Below are 15,244 nucleotides of genomic sequence, written 5' to 3' on the forward strand. Positions count from 1 at the left end.
CGACACCTCCGACAACGCCCGAACCCCTCCTGGAGCCGCGCATGACACACACCATCCAGACCACCGCACCACCGATCGCCACCGATGGAAGCGACTTCGCCCGCCTCGCCCGCCGGATAGCCGATGCCGGGCTGATGCGCCGCCGTCCCGCCTACTACCTCGCGCGGTTCACGCTCGTCGCGGCCCTGTCGGTCTCCCCATGGGCCGCCCTCGCCCTGCTCGGCGCCAACCGGTGGACGACCCTGCCAGTCGCCGCCCTGATGGCCCTGGCCAACGGCCAGGTCGCGCTGCTGATGCACGATGTGGCACACCGTCAGGTCTTTCGCACCCGGCGGCCGACAGAGGTCGTCGGCCGCCTGGTCGCCGGAGTCGGCATCGGCTTCGGCTACGGCTGGTGGCAGGACAAGCACAACCGCCACCACGCCAACCCCAACCACGAGGAGCTGGACCCGGACGTCAGCCCCGACGTCTTGGTGTGGTCGCGGCGCCAGGCGCGCGAGAGCCGCGGACTGCCGCGACTCATCGGCCGCGTGCAGAGCTTCGCATTCTTCCCACTGCTGACCTTGGAAGGGCTGAACCTGCGGGTGGCCGGAGTCCGGGCGGTCCGCAACCGCGCGGTCCGCAACCGCTGGACCGAAGGCGCGCTGATCCTGGCCCACGGCGCCGGCTACCTCGCCGCGCTCCTGCTACTGCTGCCGCCGGGACAGGCCCTCGCCTTCGCCGCTGTCCACCAGGCCCTGTTCGGCATCTACCTCGGCTGCATTTTCGCCCCCAACCACAAGGGCATGCCCACCCACACCGGTCGCCCATACCCGGACTTCCTGCGCCGCCAGGTACTCACCTCACGCAATATCCGCGGCGGCCTGCTCACCGACATCGCGCTCGGCGGCCTCAACTACCAGATCGAGCACCACCTCTTCCCCAGCATGCCGACCCCGCATCTGCGCCACGCGAGAGTTCTCGTTCGCGACTACTGCGCCGGACTCGGCATCCCGTACCACGAGACCGGACTGATCGCCTCATACCGCGAGGTCGTCGCCCACCTCCACCGCGTCGGCGCGCCGATCCGCGCCGCCCACCGCTGACACCACCACACCGAGGAGCACCCGAGATGCCGACGACGAATCCCTACCTGAACGGAAACTTCGCGCCGGTGGCTGCCGAGACCACCGCGTTCGACTTGCCCGTCACCGGGCGCATACCAGCCCACCTGACCGGCCGCTACCTGCGCAACGGCCCCAACCCGCTGGGCCTGGACGACCTCTCCGCCCCGCACATCTGGACGCTCGGGGAAGGCATGGTGCACGGGGTGCGGATCAGGGACGGGAGAGCCGAGTGGTACCGCAACCGATGGGTCCGGTCCTCCTCCGTGGCCGACCGGCTCGGCGAACCGCGACGCGGCACACCCGCGGACCCCCGCACGGACATGGCGCCCAACGTCAACGTCGTCGGACTCGGCGGGCGAACCGTGGCCCTGCTCGAGGGCGGCATCAGACCCTACGAGCTGACCGAGGAACTCGACACCGTCGGCCCCAGCAGCCTGGGCGCCACCGGGCAGGGCTACTCGGCCAACGCGCACGCCAAGTACGACCATGCCACCGGGGAACTGCACTGCCTGGCGTTTCTCTACGGGGTCCCGGCCATCCAGCACATCGTCATGGACCAGTACGGGACGGTACTGCGCGCCGTGACCATCCCGATGCCCGGCAACCCGTATATGCACGACTTCGCCCTGACCGGCCGTCATGTGCTGCTGTTCGACTCGCCACTGGTCTTCAGCCCCGTGCACCTGAGCACCGGCGTGCCGTTCACCTGGGACCACGACCGGCCCGCCCGGCTGGGGGTGATGCCACGTGAGGGCGGCGCGGTGCGGTGGTACGAACTCGCGCCGGGCAGCGTCGGGCACACCGTCAACGCCTTCGACACCGGCCGCGGCATTGTCGTGGACGTCGTGGTGCACCCGCGTGAGATGGACCTGCGCAACATCGGGGCGTCGCGACCGGTGCTCGAACGCTGGACGGTCGACGAAAAGGCCGGAATCGTGCGGCAATTGCGGCTGCACGACCGACCGCAGGACTTCCCTCGTGTCAACGGGCGCTTCGCCCAGCGCCCCTACCGCTACGGCTACTCGGTGGCGACAGAGCTCTACACCATGCCGACCGGCCCGCAGGACACACGCCCCGCCCACGGGTTCAGCAGCGCGCTACTCAAGCACGACCTGGAGCTCGGCACCACCGAGGTACACGATTTCGGACGGCACGGGGCGGTCGGAGAGGCGGCGTTCGTTCCCGCGCAATCACCCACCGCCGAGGACGACGGGTACCTGATGGCCTTCGCCCACAATCCCGAGCGTGGCGCCGCCGACCTGGTCATCCTGAACGCACAGGACATCGCCGCCCCTCCCATCGCGCGCATCCACCTGCCGGTCCGTGTTCCGTTGGGGCTGCATGGCAACTGGATTCCCGACGACGGGACGGGAGCCTGACAGCCGACCAGGTCCAGCCCGAGCTCGGCGGGGCCGCGACGGATCGGCTCGACGGGCTCACCATATAGCTGGACGATGGCGTATGGCTTTGTGGCGCACCGTATTCAGGTGCGCCACGAGTTCGTCGCGGCAGCGCAAAGGTTCGGGCGGATCGGCCGAATCCCACACCCGCAGCGCGGCACCAGTTCCCGGATCGTTACGGCGTCCGGCCGTTGAGCAGCAGCGGAAACGACCGAGCCACCATCCGCGCCATTTCGGCACCGACCAACCCATATCCGCCCGCCAAGAGAACCGGGCCTTGCACATCGGAATGCAACGCACAGCTCACTCCCCCGAACAGGACAGATGACCTTCGGAACCGGCATCGAGCGGGTTCGCGGCCATCCTCGTCGCGAGGCCGGACTGCACCGCGCGCGCGGCGGAGCTGCCGGTCTTCCGGTCAGCCTGCGCCTGGAAGCAGGCAAGGAACTCGGCGGCGAGCCCGAGCCGGGGATACTGCTGGAGTACTCCGGCACGGAAGGCGGGGCTGAAGTCGTCGATGTTCTTCCCCACGATGTCCAACGCCGCCGCCCGCCACAGCAAGTGACCTTCAGGATCATCGGCCACGTCCACGTCAGGCCACATATGCCTGACGATGACCTCGCCGAGGCGTTCGCGACGCTCGCTCGACCAACCGGCGCCGGCGGCGAACACCCGGGCGACATGGCCGCCCGCCTCTTCGAAAGAGACGGTGTGGCTGTCGAACTCCGGCACCAGGCTGATGTCGTGGAACATCGCAGCCGCGAACACCAGCTCAGCGTCGAATCGAATGCCCTGCTGCCTGCCGTAGGCAGCCGCCCAAACGTAGACGCGGCGCGAGTGGTTCAGCAAGGCGGCGGAATGGTAAGCGGAGGCCACTTCCAAGGCAGCCGATGAGGCGGCCGTGTCGGGAATCACGAGGTCGTCCAAACCGACCATACTTCAACAGTACGGCGTGGAAGGCCCGTGCCGCTGACCCTTTCCAGGGCTACGCATATGGGCCGTTCACTCCTCAGGCAGCCCCCCCGCCTTCACCTCCAGCTGGCCCACCGACGGCGGACCCCGAGTGCGTACCAAACCAGTGCAACGACTACCGGAAGGATCTCATGCGAGCCATCACAGTCCGGGACCGCGAAGCTGGCATCCGCGGATTGACCCTGACCGATCTGCCCCACCCCCACGCCGCTGAGAACGACGTCATCGTGCAAGTCCACGCCGCCGGCTTCACCCGCGGCGAGCTGGACTGGCCAGGGACCTGGACCGACCGCGCCGGCCGCGACCGCACCCCGAGCGTCCCCGGCCACGAACTCTCAGGTGTGGTCGTCGAGCTCGGCTACGGCACCACCAACCTCACGGTGGGGCAGCACGTCTTCGGACTGACAGACTGGGCCCGCAACGGTTCGCTCGCGGAGTACACCGCCGTGGAAGCCCGCAACCTGGCCCCGCTCCCCGCCGACGTCGACCACGTCGCCGCAGCCGCTCTACCGATCTCCGGTCTGACGGCTTGGCAGGCCCTGTTCGACCACGCTCACCTCGAAACCGGCCAAACCGTCCTCATCCACGGAGTCGGTGGTGCCGTCGGCTCCGTCGCCGCACAACTGGCCCACGAGGCAGGAGCCCACATCATCGGCACCGGCCGAGCCGCCGACAAGGACGTGGCCCGCGATCTCCGCGTCGGCACGTTCGTCGACCTGGACGCCGAACTCCTCGAGGACGTCGGCGAGGTCGACGTAGTACTCGACGTGATCGGCGGCGACATACGCGACCGCTCCACCGCACTACTACGCCCCGGCGGCACCCTCGTCACCATCGCCAGTCCACCTACCATCCACCCACACGACGGCCGAGCCATCTTTTTCGTCGTTGAACCCAACCGCGACCAACTGACCCAACTGGCCACCCGCCTCCGCGATGGCCGGCTCATCCCCCTGGTCAGAACCGTCCGCCCCCTGGCCGACGCCCCCGCGGCCTTCAGCCCGGACCGACGCGCCCCCGGCAGAACGATCATCAAGGTAACCGCGGACTGACGCTCACCGGTCCCGCAGCGGACCCGGGACTTCTCCATGGTGAGCCGCTTCACTACGGAGAGGCCGCTACTGAAAGAAGTCACGGCAGCCGTTGACGCCCTCGACGACTCCGACGACCCAGCCGAGAGCCGACCAGGGTGCAGCGCCGAGAACGACCGTGCCGCTGACTCTCGATCAGGGATTCAGGTTGTAATCGCCTGAGATACAACGAAGTTCGCGTAGCACCTGATCAGCGCCGCGCCAATGCTGCCGGAGGCGAGCCGGCTCGGGACTCCTACGATGAACGCATGGACAACCCCATCCACAGCGCAGATCTGTTGCTCGACGAACTCCACCCGGTCTCCGGGGCGTCCCTGATCGGCCAACTGCTCGACAACCCGTCGATCGCCCCTGCTCCGGCACTCACCTGGTTACTGGAAATTCCAGGTTGGCCTGACGGAAACTCCTCGGTGAACGTCACGATCGACCGGATCCCGCTGGATGTACCCTCTTGGCGCGAACTCGAAGGCGCACAGGTCGAATGCACTGAAGCCGACGAGCCGATCGCGGCATACGCGTACGACGGTTGCTGGTTCCAGTTCGAGTATGTGCGCATCCAGGTTCTACGTCAGGTCGGCACGGTGGCACGGTTCGACATCGAACTGGACTACTGCGACGAGATGTTCAGTATCGAACTCGCCGATGGCGAGACACTCGAAACCGACCGGCTCTGCGCGACGCTGGACGTCGAGTTCGAAGGCATTCGAGTGGAACTGGACACGGACCGGCAATTGGCCGAGTTCACCGACCTCGCCGATTTGGTGTTCGACGCCACCTCCGGCTTGTACAGGCCGGTGGCGAAGCGAGGCTTGCCTTGATCGGAAGGCATTCGAGGCGGCCGACTTCCGCTACTGACATCGAAATTCGAATCATCCACTGATATTCGTCGCCGCTGCCCGGCACACGGCAAGCGAGCGGGCTGCTCACTGCTGGCGCAGCGCTGGTTACCGCCGACGGACGGTGCACGAACAACGCCATCTACCGATGCGGGTTACCCTCAACCGAGCCGCCACACCAGCCTGCCCACCCCGACGGGTTCAACTTCTCCGAATGGACATTGCCGCAGCAGTTTCCGGATTGCGGCGAGGGGTGGCACGTCGTGAGCCCACCAGTAATAGGCCAGCGGCGATCAGAAGTACCAGCAAGGGCGATGGGCCGCCGACTGCGACCGTGACCAAAGTCCAACCGGCCACAATCCATGCGAGAAACGCCGGTGGCGTGATGCCGCGGCGGTCCAGCCACAGCACCATCAGGCCGATCAAGAGGAATGGCACGCCGAAGCTGAACACGGTGTACCACAGCGTGGCCTCGGCGTAGTTCATCGCTGTGGCATCCGCCCTCCACCCTTCTCCACTGAACCAGTCATCGGCGTAATCCGGGGCCGTCTCCACGAGAGCGCCCACCGTGTGCCCGATTCCCGGGAACAACACGATGAGCCAGCCTGCCCACTTGATCATTCGAACTCCCTTTTCGTCCGCGGAGACGTGTGGCTCCGTCAGGGTCGCACTGAGGCTAGCCCTTATATACGGTGCCGTATAGATGGCGCGGCATGAGAGGAGTCACACCGCGGGGCCGCAAGTTTCAAGGAACGATCGACGATCTCGTCGGTGTGGGAGCTCGCCGGCGTCGCCGGGTTCCCACCCTTCCGGTCCTCCCTGGAACGCCCCGGTCGGGTCAACGGTCGACCCCTCCGGGACCGGATCGAACTCAGGCGTAGTGTCCCCCTGCTCTGGTGGGCGTCTCGGCCGGATCGGAAAATGTGCCATCGGACTCCGGAGGGACGCCGAGGGCCCGCGGAGGCGCACTGAAGGCGTGCACGGCACCGAGCGCCGCGCCGACGCCGGCGCCGATGACCGCGAGGGGGACGGCCATGAGGGCCGCGCCGTAAGCGGCACCCATCGGCCCCGCGGCGAGGCCGATCGGCGCGAACGGCAAGCCGACAACTCCGCCGATCACACCGCCCATGGCGGCCCCGAGCAGTGCGAACGGGCTCGCCACCGCCGCGCCCGCGGCCACACCGATCGCGGCGGCGCCCACGGTCTGGCCCGCGATGCGGTCGGACCTCGTGCGCTCCATACCGACCGAGTCGAGGAATGTGGCGATGTCGGCCTCTGCTTGCGCGGCACCGTCATTGAGCTGGATCGCCTGCTCCCGATAGAGCCATTCCGGTGCGTCGACTTGCACGTCGCCGAAGCGCAGCTTGTGCGGCGGCGGCGCGATGGGCGGCACAGGGGCGACCGGAACGGGCAGGTGCAGCACGTCTACTGGCGCCAGGTATTCCTTCTTCGGCGTCGGCCGCGCCCACTGCAGCGAACTCAGCGTGTCCTCCGGAATGTACAGACCCCGGTACGGACGCACGTTCTGCGCCTCGGCCGCGGGCCACTGCTGCGAGGGACCGGCTTCCGCTTCGCCGGTCTCGTCCTTCCAGGCGATCTGGTCCGCCTCGCCGGTCCAGCCGAACCGCTCAGCGCGGTCGGCCTCGGTCGCCGAGACGGACCGATCGCGCCCCGCGTTCGCGGTTCCGGTCCCCGCCAACGCGACGACCAAGGGGATCGTGCCCGCTACGACAATCGAGCCCATCTTCTGTCGACGCGCGTCGACTGCCCGATGCTTGCCTGTACCCATAGATCACCTTCCATCCGCAAGAAGACTCCGCCGCTACACATTCGGATTCGCTGGCGACCCGGATTGGTCTAGCTCGCCATAGACATCACGAACTGAAATAACTGAATGTTTGCCAATGGATTCCGCATTGACGTCGACACCGGCTTGCCACCGCGGCCCTGCCGAACGGAGGCGCCGAGCGGCTACCAGTTGCTCGGCTCCTCGCGCGAGGATAGCCGCGTCGGCCAGACCGAATCCCTGCCACGGAATTCTGGAAATCCGTACATTGCCATCGGCGACAAGCGCGGTTTCGTTCTTGTCACAGCCGAACGGTAGCGTCCCGAACCAAACGATCTGGACGGTGTGCCCGCCATCCGCCACCGGCTGACGAGCCGCCTCGGACCGGATCGTCTTCCGTACCGGCACAGCACATTTCGAGACCAGAGAGAACCCATGGATCTGCACCAGCCGGCCAGCCGCTACTTCGGCGTGCCCGTTCCCGCTCGCGTGGCCGACGCCATCGACAATCGGCTGCTCGAGTATTGGGTGGGCGATCGCGGCCCGCTCGTGGACGCCCACTTGGCGATCAACTACCCGTACTTCGGAGCGATCGATAAATCGCTGAGCGGCTTCGTCGTCATCGACGACGAAGGGGACGACTACACGCTGCTGGATCTGCGCGGCAGTGGCCGGGTGTGGTGGCAGAGTCACGAAACCCGGGAACTGGAACTGTGGTTCGACTCGCTCGACGACTGGCTGGCCTACCGGGACGAGCTCGAGCGCGCCGAGGCGAACGACGAGGACGAGCGGTCGAGATTCGATATTCGCGACTCCTTCCGTCCGCCGTCGCCCGCCGCGGATTCCGAGCCCGCCCCGGCCAGCGCCGAACTGGCGGAGCGCTATCAGTGGCTGATGTGGCTGCTGGCACAGCCGTTGCTGCGCGACGGAAAGGCCATGCAGTGCGCTGACGACCTGGCCTCCAACGCCGCCGGGCACTTCACGCACCTGTGGAGCGATACCGGCGCCAGGAAGGTGTTCGAGGTGGAATTGCCTCTGTTGCACCGTGATCCGCATCTGGCCATCTATTGGCTGCTGCACACCGCCGTGCTCGCGCAGGAGGACGATCGCACCCGCGTACTCGCCGAGATCGGCCGTGCCGAGGAGCGTCCCGATCTGCTGAACGCCTTCGCCGAGGTCTTCGGCCCGCTGTCGATCGACGGCGATGTGGCGTCCGTGCCCGAGTTCCGCGTCCGCCGTTCGCTGATACAGCAGTACCTCGCCGTCGACGAAGAAGCGCGTGTGTCAGCCGCGCTCACGGCCATGGAGATGGCACCGGAGCACCTGCCGCTCGGCCGGGCGACCTGGATCGTTCACGGCCTCGACACCGGAACGCTCTCCGCCGAGCAGGTCAGCGCCGCCCTGGATCGCATGCCTGTCACCACGGGAACGGCACTGCTGCGCGCCGAAGCGGACCGGCGGGCGGGACGCGATCACAGCCCGGCCGCGGACACCCTCGTGCGTTTGCTACCCGCATCCACCTGCACATGGTCGATCCGCGGGTGGGCCCTGTCCGTTGCGACGCCGCTGGTGCGCGACGGCGCGGCGCTCGCCGCGGCGGCCGCGGACCTGCTCGGCAAAGACCCGTACAGCAGGCCGTGCCTGACCGCCCTGCGGCGTGCCCACGAACTGTGTGCGACCGAACCGGTGCTGACTCGCGCGGAGCTCGACCTTCGCTGGGCCGACGCTCAGACATCGTCCGCCTACCTGGAGCGCTTGCGCGCTGCCGGGGACGACCACGCCGCCGTCCTCGCCGAGATCGAAAACGCCGAGCTGAGCGAGCTTGTCGCGCAACGCGTTCTGCTGCGCGCGGACATCGATGAATCGCCCGCCGAGGTGATCGAATGGGCGCTGGGCGCCATGCTCGGCAGTGCGCATCCCGATCGGGCAGCGCTCGCCGCCACCGGTATCCAGCACCTGCCCGCCGAGGTGCGCACCCGCGTGGTCAAGGGGTTGCGGGTGGACTCCCCGGACAGCGCCTTCGTTCGAGTGCTCCTGCGGCTGCTCGAGCACACACCGGAGCCGGACGCCTCCGACATCCTCGCCGAGATGCACAACGACGAACTGAAGAAGGCCGTCTGCCTCGTACTGCGCCCGGTGGCGCATCATCCGCCGGTGTTCGATGAACTGCTGCGGCTGGCGGCCCTTCCCGCACCGGCCAGTACGGTCGAAGCGCTGTGGCAGCAGCTCTTCGATTCGAGCGAGAAGCAAAGTGTGCTACGGCGGGCGTCACCCGAGCAGGCCGTACGGGCCGCGGCCGCCATGATCGACACCATTGTGACCCATCCCGGAATAAGCGCCCGCAATGCCGCGGGCCATCAGCTGTATCGCTTCCGGCACCCCGGCGCGCAGGACTTCCTCATCGCCGCACTCGACGACTACGGACGGCGCTATGCCGACTCCGACCCGGTGCAGAGCACGGTACTGAGCCACGGGCAGACGGTGGACGATCAGCTCGAAGACGTAGTCGCCAACCTGTATTCAGCGGTACGGAACCTGGACTCCGAAGTCGCGCGCACGGCGTTGATCGAGCGGCTGTTCACCGAACGACGCAGCATCTGGCGGATGGGAAACGCACTCGGCGAAATCTTCTCGGCGACGGTACACCGAGATGTCATGCGGCGGTTGCGCGATCGGCGTGACTATCGTGCTGCCGCGCACTACGCCAACGCCCTCGCCGATCACGTCGGGCAGCGATGGCCCAGAGTCGAACTGCTGCGCGAGATCAGCGCCTGGGCCACCCCGCCGGACGAGACCGAACATCGGGTATTCAAGTACGCGCTGGGCGTCGGCATCGTGGCCGCGTTGGAAGCCGACGAGTACGACCTGGTCCGAACCGCCTACGCCGGTTGGGAATCCATCGCGGCCGACGCCGTCGAGCCCGACAGTCTGGCCCGAGGACGGAGGTGGACCGATCCACTCACCTCGGACGACATGCAAGCCCGCCTTGCCGACGTGCTGTCGGGGCAGGCCGATTCGGCGCGGCGCGCCCTACTCGACAAGGGTGAGCGAGCACGTGCCGCGGGGCGGCCGCTCGCTCGGATCAGCGACGACGAACTCGGGACCTTGGCCGGCACCACCGTGCGGCGACGCCTGCTCACCGACCGGGCCACGGGTGAGGTGTGGTTCCTCGACTCGGAGGGTGATATTCACGCCTTCGACGGTTTCGGCATGTCCGACAACCCCTTCCAGCCGAGTCGGATCGACCATGGCGGGATGCAGGGATTCCTCGGTGATGCGCGCGAGCAATCCGAGCGCGCGCTGCTGTGGACGGCTTCGGGCAAAGAATTCGTCGAATTGGTGCGCTATCGCAATCGACTCGTCTATCGGTGGGGCGTCAACAACGGCCGCTTCGACACGGTAGGCCTCACCTTCACCGACGAGGATTCCGCCGAAAACGCCTTCGCCCGAATGAAAGCCACTTGCGCGGCGGCGAAATACGCTGAATCCGACCCCTGGTATCTACCCGGTCGGGCGGCGATCATGCGCACTTTTCACCGCCCCGATGGCGACAGCGAGCGCCTGATGGCCTTCCACCCGCACCTGTTCGCGGTGGACGCGGCGCTCGCGGCCACTCATGAACGCCGGGAGCTGGAGCTGTACCGCGACGGTGCGCGGCTGTCCTGCCTGGAGTGGGTGAGCTGGGACGGCTATCGAGTACGCGACGAACTGACCGTCGCGGAATGGGTCCGCGCACGCATCCGCGACGACAGTCGAGACCCGGCCTGGCACGTCGCCGCGCTCGGTGACATCGCCGAATACTTGGCGGCGCAGGGATTCTCCGCGCATTCGCCAGGTCTGCACGGGTTCGGGGTGGAAATAGGCGCGCCCGCCACGCAGGAGGACATCGATGCCCTCGAAACCGAGCTCGCGGCACCACTGCCCGCGAACCTGCGCACCCTGTGGGAACACATCGGCTACGCCGAGTGGCGTATCGGAGAGAGCGGTCTGAGGCTTCTCGGGCCCGACGAGGTACGGCGGGAACGCACGCGAATGCGCAAACTCGGGAAGGATTACGTGGCCACGCTGCGCGGTGAACAGCAACTCCAATGGGACCCCGTGCTGTCGGCCATGAGCGCGCTGGTGGTGAGCCTCGACGGCACGATCGACACCGTATTCTCCGATGTCTCACCGAGTTCCGACGACCGCGTCTTCGCGCACCTGGGTCGGCATCCGGCCAAGTCGTGGTGGGAGCGGTCGCTGTCCTGGATTCTCGCGACCTCGTTCCTCAGCCGATTCGCCGACCACCTCGAACAGGCCGCGCCCGAAACCACGATGCTCTTCGGCGGCCAGCGGCGCAGCCTCGATCTCATCCGCCGGTCCTTCGAGGCCGCAGGGCCGCACGGCACCAAGTTCTGGGAGATCGTCACCGATCCCGCTCTCGATACCGTCGCCACCCGGCACGGTAAAGAAGGCACCGTGGGCACCGTCAGCACCAAACGCTGCGGCGACCCGGCCAAGGCCGCCGCCCAAGCCGCGAGGACGATCGCCGCCAAACAGAAGAGCGGATATCGGGAGACCGTCGGCTGACGCGGGCAGCCGAGCAGCTCGCGCGGCGTCCGCTGAGTTCGGCGCACGGTGGAAGATGCCCACAAGGCCGAACTAGATCCTCGTATCCACACGCTTTCGGCCACAAGACGTTTCGACTTCGGGCTCGATCGGTGCGGGGTGTTCGTTTCGGCCAAAAAAGCATCGGGGTGGCCGACAACAGCACCCCACCACCAGCGAAGACCATTGGCGAATCGCTCTGTTGGCGACGTGGCGATATAGCGTCGCTGAGCCGGATTAGCGGGGACATGCCGTAGCGACTATATGTGGACGCGTCTACTCCGTCGTCCAATCCCCGCGCAGGCATCAAATGTGACGAAGTCCGACGACGAAATGTGATGCACATCATTGCCCGGAAACCCAGGTTTGGGCATCGTCATCAATTCGTTATCGGAAAGAACCCGGTTGGAGACGCCCACATGGCTGACCACAATTTTGCTTACGACCTCACGCTGGACGAGGTACGACGGCGCAGCGCCGTCGTCACGGCGCTCGGCGACGACTGGGATCCGGTGGCGGTGCTCGCCGAGGAAGAGCTGGCATACGACATGCTGTACTCGAATCTCGATGACGAACAGCAGCGGATCTACGACGAACTCGTCCAGGCCGGGGTCCTGCCGGATCGGACGATCCGCAATTTTGCCGACTGATCTCACCGCCGAGCACAGCCTCTGAACCACCGCCTGTCCCGGCACAAGCCAGTCGGCTGCAACACAATCCGCTCACACCTCCTTGCCCTGGCGGTCTTCGACCCAGAACATGCCTCGGCCCGATTCCGCAGGCGCGCGGATCTCGCGTGGTTCGACCCTGTCGAGCCGGTATCCGAGTCGGCGAGGGACCGCGGCGCTGCGAACGTTGGCTTCGTCGCAGTGAATTTCGACGTGGTCGATGCCGGGTAGGGCTAACGCGATTCGGGTCAGCGCGGCGACCGAACGCGTGATCACGCCTCGGCCGGTATGCGCGACATGGCACCAGTAGCCGATTTCCAATGCACGCGGGCCGACGCCGTCGTGGATTCCGATCGCACCGAGTACGGTCCCCTCGGCATCGAAGATTCCGTAGTTGCAACTTCCGTCCGGGCTCGGCCAGCTCGCCGCCATCGCGTCGCCGAAGGCGCGTTGCTGCTCGAGTGTCGCGGGTTCGGCCAGCCAGTCCATCCATGGACGGAGGTGGTCGAAGGAGGCGGTTATCGCGTCGAATCGTGGCACCAGGTCCTCGGGCTGCCAACGACGCAGCAGAAGATCGCCCAGGTCGATCCGCTGAGGCGGCGCGATACCGGGCGCGAGCGCGGCTGATTTCTCGGTGTTCATCCTGGGAGGTTGGCAGCTTGGTCCGATATGCGGCATCGCAATAACGTCTGCGCGAGCAGAGCGGAATCCGGTCAGCCCACGAGGTATGAGCAGAACGAACGGCGCTCGACGTTGCCCCTCCACCCAGGTGTCGGTGGGTGTCGGTAGCGTCGGGTGCTGTGGAAACTGGGGAACGTATCCAAGAGCTCGCTGACCGCATCGTGGCGCTGCGCGACGCCTACTACCAGGGCTCGCCGCTGGTCGCGGACGCCGAGTACGACACGCTCGAGGACGAGCTGCGTGGCCTGATCGAGGCGCACCCCGATCTCACGCCCGACCCGAATCCGCTGGAGCAGGTCGGCGCGCCCGCGGTGCTGCACGCCCCGATCCGGCACTCGCGTCCGATGCTGTCGCTCGAGAAGGCGACCAAGCCCGAGCAGGTCGCGGCGTTCTTCGACCGCTTTCCTGGCCAGCCGGTGGTGGTGATGCCGAAGCTCGACGGCTTGTCTCTGGCCTTGGTCTTCGAGGACGGGCGGCTGGCGCGTGCCGTGACCCGGGGTGATGGCACCACAGGTGACGACGTGACCGTGCTGGTCCGGGCGTTGGTCGATGGTGTACCCGAGCGTATCGACCTCCCGGGGCGGGTGGAGGTGCGCGGCGAGGCGGTGATGCTGCGTTCGACCTTCCTCGCCTACAACACGGCGCATCCGGACAAGCCGCTGATCAATCCGCGTAACGCCGCGGCGGGCACGCTGCGGGCGAAAGACCCGGCCACGGTCTCCGAGCGCCGCCTGCAATTCTTCGGCTTCGACCTGGACACCACCGCCGGCGACGCTGCGGTCGACCTCGAAGAGGGGCTGCGGGCCCTGGGGGTCGCGGGTGCCCAGATGCGGCTCTGCGCCGACGCCGAGCGGGCGCAGGCGGCGATCGCCGCGATCGAGCAAGGTCGCAACGAGCTGGACTACGACCTCGACGGCGCGGTACTGCGGCTGGCCGACCGCGATGCCTACGCGGCGGCCGGGACTCGGTCGAACTCCCCACGCGGCGCGCTGGCGTTCAAGTTCGCCGCCGAGGAGAAGACCACGTTGCTGGCCGACGTGGTCTGGGATGTCGGCAAGACAGGCAAGATCGTCCCGGTCGCGTGGCTGGAGCCGGTGTTCGTGGGCGGCACGACGGTCACGAAGGCCACACTGGCCAACCAAGAGGTGATCCGCGCCCGCGACATCAAGATCGGTGACACGGTCCTGGTGCGCCGCGCGGGCGACGTGATCCCGTTCGTCGCGGGCGTGCTCGACGCCTCCAAACGCACGGGCGAAGAGCGCGAGATCGTGCCGCCCACCGCCTGCCCTTCGTGCGCGGAGCCGGTGACCGAGCAAGGCAACAGCCGAGAACTGTTCTGCACCAACGTCTCCTGCCCCGCGCAGACGGTGCGCAGACTGATCCACTGGGCGTCGCGGGCGGCGGCGGACATCGACGCCATCGGGCAGGTGTGGATCGAACGCCTGGCCGAAGCGGGCATCCTGGAGCGCCCGTCGGACTTCTACACGCTGACGAAGGAACGCCTGCTCGAGTTCGACCGCATCGGCGAGGTCTCGGCCGCGCGCATGATCGACTCGATCGATGCCAGCCGCCAGGTCGGCTTGCGCCGCGCCCTGATCGGCCTGGCGATCCCGATGGCGTCCGACGGCACCGCCGCGCGCCTGGCGCGGGCGGGCTTCCGCTCCCTGGAGGAGGTCGCCGACGCGGGCGAAGAACGGCTCGTAGCGGTGGAGGATATCGGACCGAAGGTCGCCGCCTCCCTGGTCGCGCACCTCACCCGCCTGCGTCCGGAACTGGAGCGGCTGCGCGAGGCGGGCGTCTCCCTGGACGTCCGCGAGGAGGACCTTCCTCCGGTCGTCGCGGCCGGCGCGCCCCTCGAAGGCAAGACGGTGGTCATCACCGGCGCTATCAGCGACCCACGCTCCGGCGAGAAGGTCGCCCGCCCGACGTTCCAACGCCTGTGCGAGAAAGCGGGCGCAACGTCGGCCTCCTCGGTATCGGCGAACACCGACATGCTCATCACCGGCGCGGGAGTCGGCGAGAGCAAGCTGACCAAGGCGGAGAAACTCGGCGTCGAGGTCGTCGACCAGGGCGAGATCTGGAATCTGCTGATCGCCGCCAAAGTCGTCTAGGCGGCC

11 protein-coding genes are annotated in these 15,244 nt (G+C 67.4%); 7 read left to right on the top strand and 4 right to left on the bottom strand.

From position 1 onward, the window contains the following. The first annotated feature begins 41 nt into the window (after positions 1–41). The gene (locus tag NX1_RS03365; protein WP_068053442.1) at positions 42–1,085 is read left to right on the top strand and encodes a fatty acid desaturase family protein; all 1,044 of its coding nucleotides are present in this window, start codon (positions 42–44) and stop codon (positions 1,083–1,085) included. A gap of 26 nt (positions 1,086–1,111) precedes the next feature. After that, the gene (locus NX1_RS03370; protein WP_068053444.1) at positions 1,112–2,485 is read left to right on the top strand and encodes a carotenoid oxygenase family protein; all 1,374 of its coding nucleotides are present in this window, start codon (positions 1,112–1,114) and stop codon (positions 2,483–2,485) included. Positions 2,486–2,809: 324 nt separating this feature from the next. Here the strand turns inward: NX1_RS03370 and NX1_RS03375 are convergent, their stop codons facing one another. Further along, a complete protein-coding gene (locus tag NX1_RS03375) occupies positions 2,810–3,442 on the bottom strand; it encodes an HD domain-containing protein (RefSeq protein WP_068053447.1) in 633 nt (210 codons plus the stop codon). A gap of 167 nt (positions 3,443–3,609) precedes the next feature. On the opposite strand from NX1_RS03375, the gene NX1_RS03380 reads away from it, so the two are divergent. Beyond that, complete coding sequence (locus tag NX1_RS03380) at positions 3,610–4,530, top strand: NADP-dependent oxidoreductase (protein WP_068053449.1); 921 nt, start codon at positions 3,610–3,612, stop codon at positions 4,528–4,530. A gap of 287 nt (positions 4,531–4,817) precedes the next feature. After that, the gene (locus NX1_RS03385; protein ID WP_068053452.1) at positions 4,818–5,387 is read left to right on the top strand and encodes a hypothetical protein; all 570 of its coding nucleotides are present in this window, start codon (positions 4,818–4,820) and stop codon (positions 5,385–5,387) included. A 219-nt stretch (positions 5,388–5,606) separates the two neighbouring features. Here NX1_RS03385 and NX1_RS03390 read toward each other — a convergent pair whose 3' ends face one another. Together NX1_RS03390 and NX1_RS03395 are read right to left on the bottom strand one after the other, a co-directional pair. Continuing rightward, entirely contained in the window at positions 5,607–6,026 is a 420-nt protein-coding gene (locus tag NX1_RS03390) for a DUF6463 family protein (protein ID WP_068053455.1), read from the bottom strand. A 250-nt stretch (positions 6,027–6,276) separates the two neighbouring features. Continuing rightward, positions 6,277–7,194: a hypothetical protein gene (locus tag NX1_RS03395; RefSeq protein ID WP_245668299.1), complete on the bottom strand. Its 918-nt coding sequence runs from the start codon at positions 7,192–7,194 to the stop codon at positions 6,277–6,279. Between the two features lie 432 nt (positions 7,195–7,626). Between NX1_RS03395 and NX1_RS03400 the strand changes: the two genes are divergently transcribed. Beyond that, positions 7,627–11,760, top strand: a complete 4,134-nt coding sequence (locus NX1_RS03400; protein ID WP_068053461.1) for an SMI1/KNR4 family protein — start codon at positions 7,627–7,629, stop codon at positions 11,758–11,760. A gap of 437 nt (positions 11,761–12,197) precedes the next feature. Next, positions 12,198–12,428, top strand: coding sequence for a DUF6400 family protein (locus NX1_RS03405; RefSeq protein ID WP_068053464.1), 231 nt, complete (start codon positions 12,198–12,200; stop codon positions 12,426–12,428). 72 nt (positions 12,429–12,500) lie between these two features. On the opposite strand, the gene NX1_RS03410 is transcribed toward NX1_RS03405, so the two are convergent. Next, positions 12,501–13,088, bottom strand: a complete 588-nt coding sequence (locus NX1_RS03410; protein WP_084500920.1) for a GNAT family N-acetyltransferase — start codon at positions 13,086–13,088, stop codon at positions 12,501–12,503. A 158-nt stretch (positions 13,089–13,246) separates the two neighbouring features. On the opposite strand from NX1_RS03410, the gene ligA reads away from it, so the two are divergent. Then, the gene (gene ligA / locus NX1_RS03415) at positions 13,247–15,238 is read left to right on the top strand and encodes an NAD-dependent DNA ligase LigA (protein WP_068053467.1); all 1,992 of its coding nucleotides are present in this window, start codon (positions 13,247–13,249) and stop codon (positions 15,236–15,238) included. Positions 15,239–15,244 lie beyond the last annotated feature (6 nt).

The organism is Nocardia xishanensis NBRC 101358 (genome assembly GCF_001613365.1).
In the GTDB taxonomy this organism is placed as follows: Bacteria; Actinomycetota; Actinomycetes; order Mycobacteriales; family Mycobacteriaceae; genus Nocardia; species Nocardia xishanensis.

What these genes read in the sequence shown, in the direction of transcription:
- NX1_RS03365 (WP_068053442.1), top strand. Translation starts at nt 42, where the DNA reads ATGACACACACCATCCAGACCACCGCACCACCGATCGCCACCGATGGA.
- NX1_RS03370 (WP_068053444.1), top strand. Translation starts at nt 1,112, where the DNA reads ATGCCGACGACGAATCCCTACCTGAACGGAAACTTCGCGCCGGTGGCT.
- NX1_RS03375 (WP_068053447.1), bottom strand. Translation starts at nt 3,442, where the DNA reads ATGGTCGGTTTGGACGACCTCGTGATTCCCGACACGGCCGCCTCATCG.
- NX1_RS03380 (WP_068053449.1), top strand. Translation starts at nt 3,610, where the DNA reads ATGCGAGCCATCACAGTCCGGGACCGCGAAGCTGGCATCCGCGGATTG.
- NX1_RS03385 (WP_068053452.1), top strand. Translation starts at nt 4,818, where the DNA reads ATGGACAACCCCATCCACAGCGCAGATCTGTTGCTCGACGAACTCCAC.
- NX1_RS03390 (WP_068053455.1), bottom strand. Translation starts at nt 6,026, where the DNA reads ATGATCAAGTGGGCAGGCTGGCTCATCGTGTTGTTCCCGGGAATCGGG.
- NX1_RS03395 (WP_245668299.1), bottom strand. Translation starts at nt 7,194, where the DNA reads ATGGGTACAGGCAAGCATCGGGCAGTCGACGCGCGTCGACAGAAGATG.
- NX1_RS03400 (WP_068053461.1), top strand. Translation starts at nt 7,627, where the DNA reads ATGGATCTGCACCAGCCGGCCAGCCGCTACTTCGGCGTGCCCGTTCCC.
- NX1_RS03405 (WP_068053464.1), top strand. Translation starts at nt 12,198, where the DNA reads ATGGCTGACCACAATTTTGCTTACGACCTCACGCTGGACGAGGTACGA.
- NX1_RS03410 (WP_084500920.1), bottom strand. Translation starts at nt 13,088, where the DNA reads ATGAACACCGAGAAATCAGCCGCGCTCGCGCCCGGTATCGCGCCGCCT.